The sequence below is a fragment of the Mesorhizobium sp. A623 genome (assembly GCF_054489405.1).
Genome location: NZ_JBTMXB010000010.1, coordinates 184,684 through 199,375, shown reverse-complemented (window position 1 = coordinate 199,375; position 14,692 = coordinate 184,684). Strand labels below are relative to the sequence as shown.

Below are 14,692 nucleotides of genomic sequence, written 5' to 3'. Positions count from 1 at the left end.
GATCGCTTGGCGCGCTCACCCCCAAGCCATTGCCCTCACTGCCGCTACCTCCTCCTCAAACCGCCTCGTTCACTTCTACCAAAGTAGTGATAGGCCGTGTGGACATTGAATTGCCCGGTGATCGACGGACGTGGAGTGCAGGAAAACCTCGCCCGGCGCTTGCGCATCCAGCGGTGAACGACCTGTGCTATTATTAGCCGGCGTTAACGGCCGCGCGCCAGTCGTGCGCATATCGGCCCCAATCTGGAAAGACATCCCTGCGGCCGGCACTTCCTGCTGTTGGCATCCGGGTCATGTCTGCCAACAGAGCCGCGCCGACGCTCGTTCCGGTGCTTTGGCCGGTTTGAGCCAGAACGGGGCGGCCGGTTGTCGCCTGCAGCATATCGCAATAAGGCCGGTTGGCGGCAAACGGACCTTCCACCACGATGTCACCTTGCGCGCCGATGAGATCGAGGCAGGTCGTGGTCATCATGGCAAGGTAAAACGCAATCGCGATAGGGCGTTCACTGGGCGTTGGCGTACCGATCCAGCGTGCCTGCGCAGTGGGGAACGGGCCGGAGCCTTGCTGCACCGAAGGCAGTAGCATGATGCCGCCCTCGAGCACGCGAGACAAGGCGTCGTCGTCATCCTCGCCTGCTTCGACGCCGGCCTCCAGCAACTCGAATTCGCGGCCACCCATGAATCGGGCGGACCGCACCGGATCGCCCAGCGCATTGACGTTGACGAGCGTATCGCGTGCCGGGTCCAGCACTACCGCGTCGCCGCCGACCGCCATCGAGACCACCCAGGTGCCGGTCGAGACGACCGAAAACGGGGCCTGCCTTGCCAGCAGATGCGGCAGCAGCGAGGCATTGGAATCGTGGATGCCGCAATGGACGGGCGTCGAAGGATCAAGGCCGGTGCGTGCCGCAAGTTCGGGCAGCAATGCGCCCAGCCGGGCGGATGCGGGTTGCAACGGGGGAAAGAGTTTTCGCCATGCAAGGCGGTCGACGAGCGTGGAGAAATCGCTGCGATACGGGTTCCAGAGGTCAGTGTGGCAGCCGAGCGACGTCACTTCGCTTGCCGCGACCCCCGTCAGTCGCCAGGCCCAATATTGCGGATAGGTAAGGATTGTCGCGACACGGCCAAACGCTTCCGGATATGTCTGGCTCTGCCAGAAAAGCTGGGCGCCGAGGTTAAGGCCGTTCTGCAAGGGCGGCGAACCGGTTTCCTCGAATTTTGGCCGCAGGGCATCATAGGGCCCGCGCAGTGTCTGCGGGCCTTCGTCCTCATAATCGAGAACCGGCAAGGCCAGCGAACCGGCGGCATCGAGCAGCGCGGCGGTTGCCCCATGCGTGGTGACCGAGATGGCGTCTATTTTTTGCGCGCCGCCCAGTGCGGTCAGGCTTTCGAGGATAAAGGCCCAGAGCACTTCTACGTCGTGGTGACGATAAGGGCCTTCGGCAACCGGGCGGTTGGCAACCTTGCGAACTGCCACTTCCGAGAGCGTTTCCAGATCGACCAGCGTCAGCTTGGCATTGGTCTTGCCGATATCGATGACGGCGACGTGGCGGACGGCAGCCATCAGGCCAGCCGTTTTCGTCGCAGCCGCCGCCACAGGATGGGCAGGGCGATGACGACGATGAGCAGAAGCCCGACGAAGATCGACATGACGATGCCCGGCACGTTGAGCAGGCCGAGGCCGAAGGTGACCAACCCCATGATTAAGGCGGCAAGCACGACGCCGACGATGCCGCCCGCACCGCCGAGGATGCTGACCCCGCCCAGCACGACCATGGTGATGACCTCCAGCTCATAGCCTTGCGCGATCGACGGGCGCGTCGAGCCGAGCCGCGAGGTGATCAGGATGCCGGCGATGCCCGACATCAGCCCGGTCAGGCAAAACAGCACGAACTTCGTGCGCTCGACCCGCACGCCCGAAAACTTCGCCGCAACCGGATTGTTGCCGATGGCAAAGATGCGCCGGCCGAAGCTGGTGCGATGCAGCAGGGCCCAATAGAGGACCGCAGCAACCAGAAACACTGTCAGTTCGAACGAGATCACCCATCCGACATAGCCTTGGCCGAAGAAGGCGAAGCTTGCCGGGTAGCCCTTATAGGCCTGGTCGCCGAGAATGATGAAGGCGATGCCCCGGTAGAGGCTCATCGTGCCGATGGTGACCACGATGGAAGGCAGGCCGAAGCGCGTTACCAGAATGCCGTTGAAGGCACCGCAGGCGAGGCCGACCACGATACCGATCAGCACGAGGCCGGGCGTGCCGACACCCATCTGCACTGCCATGCCCATGAGCGTGGATGCCAGCGCGATGATGGCAGCTACGGAAAGGTCGATCTCGCCCGAAATGATCAGCAGCGCCATGGCCAGCGCGATCAGGCCTTTTTCGGTGAAGTTGAAGGTAAGGTCGGACAGCGACCACGGATCGAGGAAATAGGGTGAGGCGAAACTGTTGGCGACGAAAATGGCCAGCGCCACGACCACCAGCAGCGCCTCCCAGGAAAAGACGGCGGCCTTGAGGGGCTTGTCGAGCCGGTCGGGAATATGGCGGGCGATGGGCGCGTCGGTCATGCCGCTTCCGCCTTCTTCAGGATGATGCGGCCCTGCCGGCGCTCGCCGCGCGCGTTGAGCGCGACCGCGAGGATGATGGCCGAGCCGGAAATCGCCATCTGCCAGAAGGGCGATATGTTGATGACCGGCAGCGCGTTGGCGATGATGCCGAGGAACAGCGCGCCGAGCACCGCGCCGCCGACCGAGCCGATGCCGCCGGCAATCGAGACGCCGCCGATGACGCAGGCGGCGATGATGTTGAGTTCGTAGCCGTTGGCGACCTCGACCGAGGCGATGACGTAGCGCGAAATCCACAAATAACCCGCTAGGCCGGAAACCATGCCGGAGATGCAGAACGCCACAAATTGCGTGCGGCCGACATCGATGCCGGCATAGACCGATGCGGTCGGGTTGACGCCGGCCGCATAGATCGACCGGCCAAGCGCCGTGCGCGTCATCAGGACGAAGAACATCGCGATGACGAGGATGGCGATCCACGACAGCACCGGGATGCCGAAAAGCGCGGCGCGCTGGAAGCCGATGAAGGATTGGCTCATCTGATCGGCGTTGACCCATGCGCCGCCCGAAATGACGAAGGTGGCGCCGCGGTAGATGGTCAGCGTGCCAAGTGTCACCACAATGGAAGGGATGTCGAGGCGCCAGACCAGCAGGCCGTTGATCGCACCCAGCACCGTCCCGACCAGCAGCGCGACGACGATCAGCGCCGGGATCGGGATGGCCGGGTAAGCCGCGTTCAGCATCGCCACAACCATGCCGGTAAAGCATAGGTTCGCGGCCATTGACAGGTCGATGCCGCGGGTCAGGATCACCACCATCTGGCCCAGCGCCAGGATCATCAGGATCGAGGTGTCGTTGAAAACCTGGCCTAGATTGCGCGGCTGGGCAAATGCGGGAAATCGCGTCGAGATCAAGCCGATCAGCACGGCGATTGCCGCCAGCAGCCAGATTTCGCGAACTTTGAGCAGGCCTTTCATGTCGCGATCCCCGCTGCCGCCCGCACCAGCGTTTCGGCCGTAAGGTTCGTGTTGGCGTGAACGGCCGCGATGCGCCCTTCGCGCATGACCACGACGCGGTCGGCCATGCCGAGGATTTCAGGCAGTTCGGACGATACCATGATGACCGACAGCCCCTGCTCGACCAGTTCGGCCATGAAGCCGTGCACCGCCGCCTTCGAGCCGATATCGATGCCCTTGGTCGGTTCGTCGAGGATGATGACTTTCGGCGCGGTCGCCAGCCATTTTGCGATCACCACCTTCTGCTGGTTGCCGCCCGACAGCGTGCCGACATCCTGGCTGAGAGAGGAGGCACGCAAATCGAGCCGCTCGGTATAGGTGCGCGCCAGCGCGAACTCTTCCGCCAGTTGCAGCACGCCTGATTTCGAGGTGCGTTTCAGCGACGGCAGAGAAACGTTCTGGAAGATCGGCAGGCCGATGACGACGCCCTGCTTGCCGCGTTCTTCCGGTACATAGACGATGCCCGCGTCGATCGAATCCGCCGCCGATTTCGGCGAGATGGTTTTTCCGTCGAGCGTAATCGTGCCGCCGCTTGTATGCGTTATGCCGGCAATCGCCTGCATGACCTCGCTGCGGCCAGCCCCGACCAGTCCGTAGAAGCCGAGGATTTCGCCCTTGTGCAATTCGAAGCCGATATCGTCGAATTCCGTTGGATGCGAAAGCCCGCTGACCGACAGAACCGGCGCACCGATGGCACCCTTGCGATGCGGAAATATCTGATCGACCGGGCGACCGACCATGAGCTTTACGATTTCGCCCTGGCTGGCGTCCTTCAAAAACCCTTCGCCGACCATCTCGCCATCGCGAAACACGGTGTAGCGGTCGGCGATGCGGAAAATCTCATCGAATTTGTGGCTGATGAACAGCACCGCCTTACCCGCGCTCTTGAGGAACTCGATGAGCAGGAAAAGCTCCTCGATCTCCTTCATCGAAAGCGCTGCTGTCGGCTCGTCCATGATGACGATCTGCGCATCGATCGACATGGCGCGCGCCACGGCTACGAGATGCTTGTTGGCGATGCCAAGGTCCCTCAGGCGCGTATCCGGATCGATATGGCCGGCCTGCATGGTGGTCAGCACCTCGCGTGCGTTGGCGCGCATGGTCGGCCAGTCTATCAGGCCGAGACGCGTGCGTGGCGCGTGACCGAGAAAGATGTTTTCCGCCACCGACAGATCGTCGAACAGCACCGTTTCCTGATGAATGGCGGTGATGCCGTGGGCGAAGGCGGTGTGCGCGGAAGTCAGCGTGACAGCCTTGCTGTCGACGGCGATAGTGCCGGCGTCCGGCTGGTAGATACCGGTCATGATTTTTACCAGCGTCGACTTGCCGGCGCCGTTCTCGCCGATCAGCGCGGTCACTTCGCCGGGGTAGAGCGACAGGCCGACATCGTGCAGAGCGCGAACGCCAGGGAAACTCTTGCCGATGCCGGTCAAGGTGAGGCTGGGTGCGGAGGAGCGTTTCGCTCCCTTATCCTTGCTACCGCTGCTTCGGGCTGTCGTGTCCATGTGCGTATCAAGCCCTGAAAGCCGCAGGTGGAAAAGTGGCGAGGCCTGCGCCCCGCCACCTGTCTCTCCCGATCAATAAATCTTGGAGAACTCTTCGATGTTCGTCTTGTCGAACTGGAAGGGCGGCGCCATCGCGGCCGAGTTGGTGTCGTCAAGCGTCACCTTACCGACGCGGCCGATGGAAAGCGTCGCACCGGGCTTGGCCTCTTCCTTCTTCACGGCGAGGTCATGCGCCAGATAGATCGCCGAATAGCCGAGGTCGATCGGGTTCCACAGCGCGACCGCCTGGGAAGCGCCATTGTCGATGAACTTCTTGAACTCCGAAGGCAGCGCCAGGCCGGTCACGTTGACTTTCCCGATCAGGCCTTCATCCGTCACCACCTGAGCGGCGGCAACGACGCCCACCGTGGTCGGCGCGATGATCGCCTTGAGGTTCGGATAGGATTTCAGCAGGCCCTTGGCCTCGTCCGTGCTCTTGGCCGAGTCGTCATCGCCATAGACGGTGGCGACGAGATTTATCTTCGGAAATTTCTCCGGCAGCACCTTCTTGGCGGCATCGATCCAGGCATTCTGGTTGGTGGCAGTCGAGGCCGCCGACAAGATGGCGACATCGCCGCCGTCCGGCAGGTAGTCGGCGGCGAGCTTGATGATCGTTTCGCCGATCAGGTTGGTTTCGGACGGGTTAAGGTGAAGCTGGCGGCCTTCGGGCGCGACGCCGGAATCCCAGGAGATCACGGTGATGCCGCGCTGCATCGCCTTCTTCAGCACCGGAACCAGCGCATCGGCATCGTTTGCCGAGATGGCGATGGCGTCGACCTTCTGGGCGATCAGCGAATTGATCACTTCGATCTGGGCCTCGGCTGTCGCCTTGGTCGGGCCGGTGTAGATCAGGTCAACGTCACCCAGTTCCTTCGCGGCTTCCTGCGCGCCCTTGTTGGCGGCATCGAAGAAGCCGTTGCCGAGCGACTTCACCACCAGCGCGATCTTGGCGTTGTCGGCATAGGCGGCATTCGCCATCATGGCGGCGGAGAATGCCACTGTAACCAGCAATTTCTTCCAGATACTCATAAACTTACCTCCCTTTAGCGTTATATTCCCATCGGCACTGCAGCGCGGACCGGTTCATGCCTGCAGCGAAGATTCTTGCCGTTCGTTTGCGGCCTTGCCGGCGACGATCAGCGTCACGCCCGCGCTTTCCAGCATCTTGGCTTCCCTGTCTTCTATTCCGTCGTCGGTGATGACGGTCGCGATGCGCGAAAGCCCGCACAGGATCAGGCTGGAGCGGCGACGGAACTTCGAGGAGTCGACGAGCACGACGAGTTCATCCGCCTGATCGATCAGTTTCTGTTCGGCCTGGATCAGCAGCGGGTCGCCTTCCATCAGGCCGAGAGGCCCCAGCCCCTGCGCGCCTATGAACATGCGCCGCGCATAGAAATTACGCGTCACGTCGTTCTCGAACGGCGACAGGATGATGTTCTGCTCGCGATAAATGGTGCCGCCCGAGAGCATCACTGTGTTTTTCGAATGCTTGAGCAGGTGTTCGGCGATCGGAAACGAATTGGTGAAGATCGGCATGCGGCGGCCGGTCAGGAAATGCACCATCTGGAAGGTGGTGGTGCCGCCATTGATGATGATCGGTTCGCCATCCTTGCAAAGCTCCGCCGCCTCGCGGGCAATCGCGCGCTTCTGCGCCGCGTTGATGGTTTCGTTGACCGAAAAGGGTCGCCCGGCCAGCCCGACGAAAGACGGGGGAGACAGCGCCTCGGCGCCGCCGCGCACCCGGCGCAAGCGTTTCTGGACGTGAAGGGCCGCAATATCGCGCCGGATCGTCGCCTCCGACGAATCGGTCAGGTCGACCATCTCCTGCACCGTCACGACAGGCTTTTCCTGGACGGCGGACAGAATGATCCTGTGGCGCTCTTTCTCGTGCATGGTTCCTCCCCTGCGCTCACATCTAGCCACGGCAACCGCGCAGTGTCAATCAATTCCAATCAAAATAATCCGTTGTGCAGCGCAATATGATTGCCTTTGATCGTTTTTGATTGACGAGACCCGGCATTCGTGAAAACTTGGCGGGTATAGTGCAGGCATCCGCGCGTTCCCTTGGGAGGATCAATCATGCTCGAAAAGCGCTCCGGCTCGCGCCTCGCCAATCTGTGGGACGATGCCAAGGCGGCCGCGATGAACGAGCCGGAACGGCTGGCCTACCGCTCCAACATCCTCGGTTCCGACAAGCGCGTGACCAATTATGGCGGCGGCAACACCTCCTCCAAGATATGGCAGGCCGATCCGCTGACCGGCGAACAGATCGAGGTTTTGTGGGTCAAGGGTTCCGGCGGCGACAGCGCCTCCATCAAGCTGGACGGCTTCGCCACGCTCTACATGGACAAGCTGCGCGCGTTGAAGAGCCTTTATCGCGGGCTGGAACATGAAGACGAGATGGTCGGCTTTCTGCCGCACTGCACCTTCAACCTCAATCCGCGCGCGGCCTCCATCGACACGCCGCTGCATGCCTATGTGCCACACGCCTATGTCGATCATATGCATCCGGACGCCATCATCGCGATCGCGGCGTCGAAGGACTCAAGGGCCATCACCAACGAAGTTTTCGGTGGCGAGATCGGCTGGCTGCCGTGGAAAAGGCCGGGTTTCGAGCTTGGCCTTTGGCTGGAAAAATTCTGTCTGGAAAACCCTGCCGCCAAGGGCGCCATCCTTGAAAGCCATGGGCTGTTCACCTGGGGCGATACGCCCAAGGCCTGCTATGAAACGACGATTGCGGTAATCAACCGGGCGATCGAGTGGTTTGAACAACAATCGCAAGGCAAGTCGGTGTTTGGCGGGCAGGCCGTGAACGCGCTCGATCCTGCTGCGCGGCGCGCCGTTGCCGCAAGACTGATGCCGGCGATCCGCGGCCTGATCTCGGAAAAATCGCACAAGCTCGGTCATTTCGACGATTCCGACGCGGTGCTGGAATTCGTCAATTCAAAGGAGTTGCGCGCACTGGCGGCCCTTGGCACGTCGTGCCCCGACCATTTCCTGCGCACGAAAATCCGGCCGCTGGTCATCGATTTCGATCCGGCCAAGCCCGATGTCGATGCCGCCGTGGCGAGGCTGGCCGACGATGTCGCGGCCTATCGCGCCGGCTACCTCGCCTATTACGACCGCTGCAAGCACGCGGATTCGCCCGCCATGCGCGACCCCAACGCCGTGGTCTATTTGATGCCCGGCGTCGGCATGTTCACCTTCGCCGGCGACAAGGCGACGGCACGCATTTCGGGCGAATTCTACGTCAACGCCATCAACGTCATGCGCGGGGCTTCCACGGTCTCGACCTATGTCGGCCTGCCGGAACAGGAGGCTTTCGACATCGAATACTGGCTGCTCGAGGAAGCGAAGTTGCAGCGCATGCCAAAGCCGAAGTCGCTTGCCGGCAAGATCGCGCTGGTCACCGGCGGCGCGGGCGGCATTGGCAGGGCGACCGCCGCGCGGCTGCTGCGCGAGGGCGCCTGCGTGGTGCTGGCCGATATCGATGAGACGGCGTTGGCCAAGGCAAATGCCGAACTTTCGGCGGAGCACGGCAAGGATTTCGTGCGGCCGGCGCGCATCGACGTGACCGTGGAAGGCGAGGTGCTGGCCGGTTTCGCCGACACGGCGGTGGCATTTGGCGGCATCGACATTCTGGTGTCGAATGCCGGTTTAGCCTCGTCGGCTCCAATCGAGGAGACGACCCTGGCCCTGTGGAACAGGAACATCGACATTCTGGCGACCGGCTATTTCCTGGTCAGCCGCGAGGCGTTCAAACTTTTCCGTGCCCAGAAGATCGGCGGCAATATCGTCTTCGTCGCCTCGAAAAACGGGCTTGCCGCCTCGCCCAACGCGTCGGCCTACTGCACCGCCAAGGCGGCCGAGATTCACCTGGCCCGCTGCCTGGCGCTGGAAGGCGCTGAAGCGCAGATCAGGGTCAACACCGTCAACCCCGATGCGGTGTTGCGCGGCTCCAAGATCTGGACCGGCGAGTGGAAAGAGCAGCGCGCCGCCGCCTACAAGATGTCGGCGGACGATCTCGAGGCGCATTACCGCTCCCGCTCCCTGCTGAAGCGTTCGGTGTTTCCCGAGGACATCGCCGAAGCGGTCTATTTCTTCGCGTCGGACATGTCCGAGAAATCGACCGGCAATATCATCAACGTCGATGCCGGCAACGCACAAAGCTTTACGCGGTAAATAGTTGTGCGTCCTTCGAGGCTCGCCCGCGAAGAACGGAGCTATTGGTTTTCGATGCATTGCGGGCTCGCACCTCAGGATGAGGAGCGCCTGAGCCGACCTCCCTCATCCTGAGGTGCGAGCGAAGCGAGCCTCGAAGGACGCACGACAAAGAAGGGGAGGAAACATGACCGAGACCATCATATCCGCCGATGTGGTTGAAAAGGACAATGCCGCGCGAGAAGCCGATCTGCGCCGCGACTACGAAAGCCTTGGCGAGCGGCTGGACCGGCGCGGCATCGCCATCGACGTCATTCGCGACAAGGTGGCGGCTTTCCACATAGCCATCCCCTCTTGGGGCGTCGGCACCGGCGGCACGCGCTTTGCCCGGTTTCCGGGGGCGGGCGAGCCACGCGATATTTTCGACAAGATCGAGGACTGCGCCGTCATCCAGCAATTGACGCGGTCAACGCCCACGGTCTCGCTGCACATACCATGGGACAAGGCCGATCCGAACCGGCTGAAACAGGCGGCTTCCCGGTTCGGCCTAGGCTTCGACGCCATGAATTCCAACACCTTCGCCGATGCGGAAAGCCAGAAGCTGTCCTACAAGTTCGGCTCGCTCTCCCATGCCGACGCCGGCACGCGCCGCCAGGCGGTCGAGCATAATCTAGAGTGTATCGAGATCGGCCGGGCAGTCGGCTCCAAGGCGCTGACGGTGTGGATCGGCGACGGTTCCAATTTTCCGGGCCAGGTCAATTTCGCCAAAAGCTTCGAGCGCTACCTCAATGCCATGCGCGATATCTATGCGGGATTGCCCGACGACTGGCGGCTTTATTCCGAGCACAAGATGTACGAGCCCGCCTTCTATTCGACGGTCGTGCAGGACTGGGGAACCAATTACATCATCGCGAAGGAACTGGGCGAAAAGGCCTTCTGCCTTGTCGATCTTGGCCATCATGCGCCAAACGTGAACATCGAAATGATCGTGTCGCGGCTGATACAGTTCGGCAAGCTCGGCGGTTTCCATTTCAATGATTCAAAATATGGCGACGACGACCTCGACGCCGGTTCGATCGATCCCTACCGCCTGTTCCTCGTCTTCAACGAACTGGTCGATGCCGAACTGAACGGCGCGGAAGGGTTCGACCCGGCCCATATGCTGGACCAGAGCCACAACGTAACCGACCCCATCGAAAGCCTGATGCTTTCGGCGGTCGAGGTGCAGCGCGCCTACGCGCAGGCGCTTCTGGTCGACCGCAAGGCGCTGGAAGGTTTTCAGGAAACCAACGACGCGCTGATGGCGACGCAGGCCTTGAAGACCGCCTATCGCACCGACGTCGAACCCATCCTTGCAATGGCCCGGCTGGAAGCCGGCGGCGCCATCGACCCGGTCGCCGCCTATCGCAAAGCCGGCTACCGCGCCAAGGTAGCCGAGGAGCGTCCTGCCATTGCCGGTGGCAGCGGAGGAATCGTCTAGAGCATCGGACCGAAAAGTGGCTACCGGTTTTCGGGGTACTCAGATGCTCAATCAAAAGTGTTAGAGAGACACCCCCAAGAAAATCTGACTAGTCAGGCCAGGAGAGCACAGTCCGACTGTTTTTTCGCGGGGTCATGAGCGCATAGTCCGGCTTGGGGTTCGCCGTCAGCACGCTCTTCAGGGCGTTGGCAACGACCTCCGCTTCCCCCTCGTGCAAATTGCAAGGGTCCAGGTAGAAATGGCCGCGTTCGACCTCATGGTTGCGCACGATGATCGGCGGCTCCGCCAGCGACATTGCCTTGGCGAAGCCGGCGGCGGTGTAGCCTGACTCCGGCGTGACGGTGACGAGCAGCCGGTCCAGCGGATTATCTGTCGGGTCCGGCAGGATTTCGGCCTTGATCCCGGGCAGGCCCGAAAGCGTCTTTTGCCACAGCGTCAGCGCCGCGCTCTCGTGTTTCCTGATGCCTTCATGATCGCGGTTCTCCCATGCCTCAAGCGCGGCGATCACGCCGGCGATGCTTTCCTTGCCGACCTTCATGCCGCGCCCGATGCCACGGTTCTGCAAAAATGCGGCCCTGACGAGATCTTTGCGGCCCGCGACGATACCGGTGGTCGGGCCACCGAGGAATTTGTGCCCGCTGTAAATGACAATGTCGGCACCCTGTTTCAGGAAGCGCTGCAAATCATATTCCGACGCGGCGTCGACGATAACCGGGACACCGGCGGCGTGGCAGATTTCGGCGAATTCCGGCAGCGAGAGCATCCCGTATTGAACGGTATGATGCGAGACGACGTAGAGGCCGGCCGCCGTTTTCTCGTTGATCGCTTCCGCGACATGATAGTCGTTGGAGACGCTGACCGTGCCGGCTTGCACAACCGTAGCGCCACAAAGCCTGATCGCCTGGTCGATATTGCCGCCGAAATTGACCATATGGCCGAATTGAACGATCACCTCATGCTTGAGGCCCGTTGCGAAGTCCGGCAGGCGTTCGATGGCAAGCAGGCTGTTTCCGGTCATGGCGCCGGCGATGGCCAGCGTGATACCGCCGGCACAAGAGGCCGTGATGAAGCCGGCCTCACCGCCTGTCAGCCGCGCAACGACCTTGCTTGCGGCACGATGCAGATCGTCCATTTCGACGAATTGCGGCGCGATCTCGGCCATGGCACGAATAGCCTCGGGAACGATGATCGAGGCTCCCAGCGCCGTCATGGTTCCCGACACGTTGACGATCGGACGCAAGCCCAGGCGCTCGCGGATCGTTTGGTTGCGTCCGGCTTCGGGGATGTCCGCACGACTATTCATGGTTTTCTCCTTCCGAGAGAATTTCGACGATGGCTTCGATCTCGACGGTGATGTTGTTTGGCAGCGAGGCAACGCCGATTGAAGAGCGCGCATGCACCCCACCTTCGCCGAACACCTCGACCAGTACGTCGGAGCAGCCATTGATGACGCGGGAATGGTCGGCGAAGTCTTCTGTCGCATTCACGAATCCCAGAAGCTTCACGAACCTCTTCACCCGGGCGAGGTCGCCTAAATGCGTGGACAAAACCGCCAGGATGTTCAGGCCCGTCAGCCTTGCATGCCCGTAAGCCACTTCAATGCTGATGTCGCGTCCGACCTTGCCCTTGTGAAGGATGCCGTTGCGGTCGAGTGGCCCCTGTCCCGATACATAGAGGATGTTGCCCACCTGCAGGACGTTGCGGAACGTGCCTATCGGAGCCGGAGCCGTCGGAAGTTCGAGGGCGAGAGCGGTGATCTGGTCGTAGGGAGACATGATGGTTCTGATTTCTTCAATGCAGATGGCTGGTCTTGAAACGCGAAAGGAAGGCATCCAGCCGTTCGTTGGACCCGGCTTGCGCCATCAGGTCGCTGGGTGCGCCCTCGGCGGATACCCTGCCGTCATCCATGAAGACGATGCGGTTGCTCGCATCGCGGGCAAAGGCGATCTCATGGGTGACCATGAGCATGGTCATACCTTCCTCGGCCAGTTGCCGCACGACATCGAGAACCTCACCGACCAGCTCCGGATCGAGCGCCGAGGTGATTTCGTCCAGCAGCAAGATCTTCGGGTCCATCGCAACGGCCCTGGCTATCCCGACCCGCTGCTGCTGGCCGCCTGAAAGCTCCGCCGGCAGATTGTCGATGCGGTGGCCAAGGCCTACCCGCTTGAGCCAGTCCTCGGCGATTGCACGGGCTTCCTGTTTTGGCTTCTTGCGTACCTTGACCAGCCCAAGCATGACATTTTGGGCGGCAGTCAGATGTGGGAACAGGTTGAAGCTCTGAAATACCATACCGGTTTCGGCCCGCATGCGGGCGAGGTCGGTTTCGCCACGCCGCCGGCGGCTTCCGTCGTCGCGGAATCCCACTTCGTGACCGTCGATCTTGATCGAGCCCCGCTCGTAGGTCTCGAGGAAATTCACGCAGCGCAACAGCGTTGTCTTGCCGCTACCCGAAGGGCCGATGACCGAAACCACCTCTCCCTTGCGCACGGCCATGTCGATGCCCTTCAGGACATCCACCTGCCCGAATGACTTTTCCAGGCTCTCGATCTTGAGAAGAGGCCGCTCGTTTTCTGCCATGATTTCAGTCCCGAATATATGCGTAGCGCTGCTCCACGAACCGGCTGGTCAGCGACAGGGAATAGTTGATCGCGAAATAGATGAAGGCACCGAGCAGATAGAGCGGCATCGCTTCATACGTACGCCCGATCACCTCGTTGATCGACTGCATCAGGTCGACGACGCCCAAAAGGGAAATCAGTGCGCTTCCCTTGACCGCATCGGTCACGCCGTTGATCCAGGGTGGAAGGAAGCGGCGGATTGCCTGGGGGAAAATGACGGATTGCAAGCGCTGGACAAAGGTCAGTCCGATTGCCTTGCCAGCCTCCATCTGCCCTTTGGGGATCGAGGAAATCGCGCCTCGGACATACTCGATCACCTGGGCCGCCTTGAACAGCGTCAGGGCGAGCACGCCGGCCCAGAACGAGTCGATGGCGATGCCCAGCGGCGGGAAGCCGTAATAGACCACGAATAGCAACACCAGGATCGGAATGCCCCGGATGCAGTCGCTGAATAGCCTGATGATCCATTGGATCGGGCGCGGGCCATAGACCAGCCCCACACCCAGGACCAAACCGCTGGCCAGCGAGAAGATCACGACGAGGACGGAGATCCACAGGGTGATCAGGAGCCCCTGCATCAGGAATGGAAGGGCGTAGAGCATGGCAGCCATCGGTCAGCGCTCCACCCGGAACCGGCGTTCCACGAGGCGTAGCCCGAACAGGATACTGTAGCCGGTAATGAGGTACATGACGGTCGTGACGATGTAGACTTCTACGATCCGGAAGGTGTTGAAGTTGATCCATTGCGCGCCATAGGCCAGTTCTGGAACGGCGATAACGGATGCAACGGACGTGTCCTTGAACAGCGAGATAAAGGTGTTCGAAAGCGCCGGCAGCGTTATGCGCGCCATGGTCGGCAGCCTTACATGGAGCAGCCGTTGCAGCGGGTTCAGGCCGATTGCCTTGCCTGCGTCGACCTGTCCGCGCGGAACGGCCTCCAGACCCGACCGGAACACTTCGACAAGGTACGCTCCCGCATAAAGCGACAAGGTACCAACGAACGATACCGTTGGACTGTAGGCAAAATCGACGACCGTAGGGACGCCGTAGAAGACGATATAGACCAGCAGGATCAGCGGCACGTTGCGGATGAATTCGACATAGGCCGAGATCATCGTTCTGGCGACCTTGCCGGCCGAGACATACCAGATCGCCAGAACCAGCCCGATGATGGCGCCGATCAGGATCGACAGCACGGCCAGTTCGAGGCTCAGAATGAGCCCGTGCCACAGCTTGTCGAAATGTCGCCAGATGAGGTTAAAATTGAGGTGGTAGTTCATTCAAGCTTCATTCGGCTGTCACCCGGCG

13 protein-coding genes are annotated in these 14,692 nt (G+C 61.4%); 2 read left to right on the top strand and 11 right to left on the bottom strand.

The features are described 5' to 3' along the window. Positions 1-193: 193 nt before the first annotated feature. From ACX3P1_RS13115 to ACX3P1_RS13090, 6 genes are all read right to left on the bottom strand, one after another. Positions 194-1,564: an FGGY-family carbohydrate kinase gene (locus ACX3P1_RS13115; RefSeq protein ID WP_459080011.1), complete on the bottom strand. Its 1,371-nt coding sequence runs from the start codon at positions 1,562-1,564 to the stop codon at positions 194-196. Further along, positions 1,564-2,565: an ABC transporter permease gene (locus ACX3P1_RS13110; RefSeq protein ID WP_459080010.1), complete on the bottom strand. Its 1,002-nt coding sequence runs from the start codon at positions 2,563-2,565 to the stop codon at positions 1,564-1,566. Before ACX3P1_RS13110 ends, ACX3P1_RS13115 begins: the two co-directional genes overlap by 1 nt. Beyond that, positions 2,562-3,539 carry an ABC transporter permease gene (locus ACX3P1_RS13105; RefSeq protein ID WP_459080009.1) on the bottom strand — a complete coding sequence of 326 codons (978 nt, stop codon included), beginning with the start codon at positions 3,537-3,539 and terminating at the stop codon, positions 2,562-2,564. Before ACX3P1_RS13105 ends, ACX3P1_RS13110 begins: the two co-directional genes overlap by 4 nt. Continuing rightward, a complete protein-coding gene (locus tag ACX3P1_RS13100) occupies positions 3,536-5,083 on the bottom strand; it encodes a sugar ABC transporter ATP-binding protein (protein WP_459080008.1) in 1,548 nt (515 codons plus the stop codon). Before ACX3P1_RS13100 ends, ACX3P1_RS13105 begins: the two co-directional genes overlap by 4 nt. 72 nt (positions 5,084-5,155) lie before the next feature. Further along, positions 5,156-6,151, bottom strand: a complete 996-nt coding sequence (rhaS, locus tag ACX3P1_RS13095) for a rhamnose ABC transporter substrate-binding protein (RefSeq protein ID WP_459080007.1) — start codon at positions 6,149-6,151, stop codon at positions 5,156-5,158. 54 nt (positions 6,152-6,205) lie between these two features. Further along, a complete protein-coding gene (locus ACX3P1_RS13090) occupies positions 6,206-7,015 on the bottom strand; it encodes a DeoR/GlpR family DNA-binding transcription regulator (RefSeq protein ID WP_459080006.1) in 810 nt (269 codons plus the stop codon). A 186-nt stretch (positions 7,016-7,201) separates the two neighbouring features. Between ACX3P1_RS13090 and ACX3P1_RS13085 the strand changes: the two genes are divergently transcribed. Together ACX3P1_RS13085 and rhaI are read left to right on the top strand one after the other, a co-directional pair. Continuing rightward, positions 7,202-9,304 carry a bifunctional rhamnulose-1-phosphate aldolase/short-chain dehydrogenase gene (locus ACX3P1_RS13085; protein ID WP_459080005.1) on the top strand — a complete coding sequence of 701 codons (2,103 nt, stop codon included), beginning with the start codon at positions 7,202-7,204 and terminating at the stop codon, positions 9,302-9,304. 166 nt (positions 9,305-9,470) lie between these two features. Beyond that, a complete protein-coding gene (gene rhaI / locus ACX3P1_RS13080) occupies positions 9,471-10,763 on the top strand; it encodes an L-rhamnose catabolism isomerase (protein ID WP_459080004.1) in 1,293 nt (430 codons plus the stop codon). A gap of 88 nt (positions 10,764-10,851) precedes the next feature. Here the strand turns inward: rhaI and ACX3P1_RS13075 are convergent, their stop codons facing one another. The 5 genes from ACX3P1_RS13075 to ACX3P1_RS13055 are packed head-to-tail and all read right to left on the bottom strand — an operon-like array spanning position 10,852 to position 14,664. Continuing rightward, positions 10,852-12,066 (bottom strand): aminotransferase class V-fold PLP-dependent enzyme, encoded by a 1,215-nt coding sequence (locus tag ACX3P1_RS13075; RefSeq protein ID WP_459080003.1) that lies wholly within the window; start codon positions 12,064-12,066, stop codon positions 10,852-10,854. Next, complete coding sequence (locus ACX3P1_RS13070; RefSeq protein ID WP_459080002.1) at positions 12,059-12,538, bottom strand: RidA family protein; 480 nt, start codon at positions 12,536-12,538, stop codon at positions 12,059-12,061. The genes ACX3P1_RS13075 and ACX3P1_RS13070 overlap by 8 nt, the downstream gene beginning before the upstream one ends. Positions 12,539-12,554: 16 nt before the next feature. Further along, positions 12,555-13,343 carry an amino acid ABC transporter ATP-binding protein gene (locus ACX3P1_RS13065; RefSeq protein WP_459080001.1) on the bottom strand — a complete coding sequence of 263 codons (789 nt, stop codon included), beginning with the start codon at positions 13,341-13,343 and terminating at the stop codon, positions 12,555-12,557. A 4-nt stretch (positions 13,344-13,347) separates the two neighbouring features. Beyond that, positions 13,348-13,995, bottom strand: a complete 648-nt coding sequence (locus ACX3P1_RS13060; RefSeq protein WP_459080000.1) for an amino acid ABC transporter permease — start codon at positions 13,993-13,995, stop codon at positions 13,348-13,350. Positions 13,996-13,998: 3 nt separating this feature from the next. Then, positions 13,999-14,664: an amino acid ABC transporter permease gene (locus ACX3P1_RS13055; RefSeq protein WP_459079999.1), complete on the bottom strand. Its 666-nt coding sequence runs from the start codon at positions 14,662-14,664 to the stop codon at positions 13,999-14,001. Positions 14,665-14,692: the final 28 nt, after the last annotated feature.

What these genes read in the sequence shown, in the direction of transcription:
- ACX3P1_RS13065 (WP_459080001.1), bottom strand. Translation starts at nt 13,343, where the DNA reads ATGGCAGAAAACGAGCGGCCTCTTCTCAAGATCGAGAGCCTGGAAAAG.
- ACX3P1_RS13070 (WP_459080002.1), bottom strand. Translation starts at nt 12,538, where the DNA reads ATGTCTCCCTACGACCAGATCACCGCTCTCGCCCTCGAACTTCCGACG.
- ACX3P1_RS13110 (WP_459080010.1), bottom strand. Translation starts at nt 2,565, where the DNA reads ATGACCGACGCGCCCATCGCCCGCCATATTCCCGACCGGCTCGACAAG.
- rhaS (WP_459080007.1), bottom strand. Translation starts at nt 6,151, where the DNA reads ATGAGTATCTGGAAGAAATTGCTGGTTACAGTGGCATTCTCCGCCGCC.
- ACX3P1_RS13075 (WP_459080003.1), bottom strand. Translation starts at nt 12,066, where the DNA reads ATGAATAGTCGTGCGGACATCCCCGAAGCCGGACGCAACCAAACGATC.
- ACX3P1_RS13055 (WP_459079999.1), bottom strand. Translation starts at nt 14,664, where the DNA reads ATGAACTACCACCTCAATTTTAACCTCATCTGGCGACATTTCGACAAG.
- ACX3P1_RS13115 (WP_459080011.1), bottom strand. Translation starts at nt 1,564, where the DNA reads ATGGCTGCCGTCCGCCACGTCGCCGTCATCGATATCGGCAAGACCAAT.
- ACX3P1_RS13105 (WP_459080009.1), bottom strand. Translation starts at nt 3,539, where the DNA reads ATGAAAGGCCTGCTCAAAGTTCGCGAAATCTGGCTGCTGGCGGCAATC.
- ACX3P1_RS13100 (WP_459080008.1), bottom strand. Translation starts at nt 5,083, where the DNA reads ATGGACACGACAGCCCGAAGCAGCGGTAGCAAGGATAAGGGAGCGAAA.
- ACX3P1_RS13085 (WP_459080005.1), top strand. Translation starts at nt 7,202, where the DNA reads ATGCTCGAAAAGCGCTCCGGCTCGCGCCTCGCCAATCTGTGGGACGAT.
- rhaI (WP_459080004.1), top strand. Translation starts at nt 9,471, where the DNA reads ATGACCGAGACCATCATATCCGCCGATGTGGTTGAAAAGGACAATGCC.
- ACX3P1_RS13060 (WP_459080000.1), bottom strand. Translation starts at nt 13,995, where the DNA reads ATGGCTGCCATGCTCTACGCCCTTCCATTCCTGATGCAGGGGCTCCTG.
- ACX3P1_RS13090 (WP_459080006.1), bottom strand. Translation starts at nt 7,015, where the DNA reads ATGCACGAGAAAGAGCGCCACAGGATCATTCTGTCCGCCGTCCAGGAA.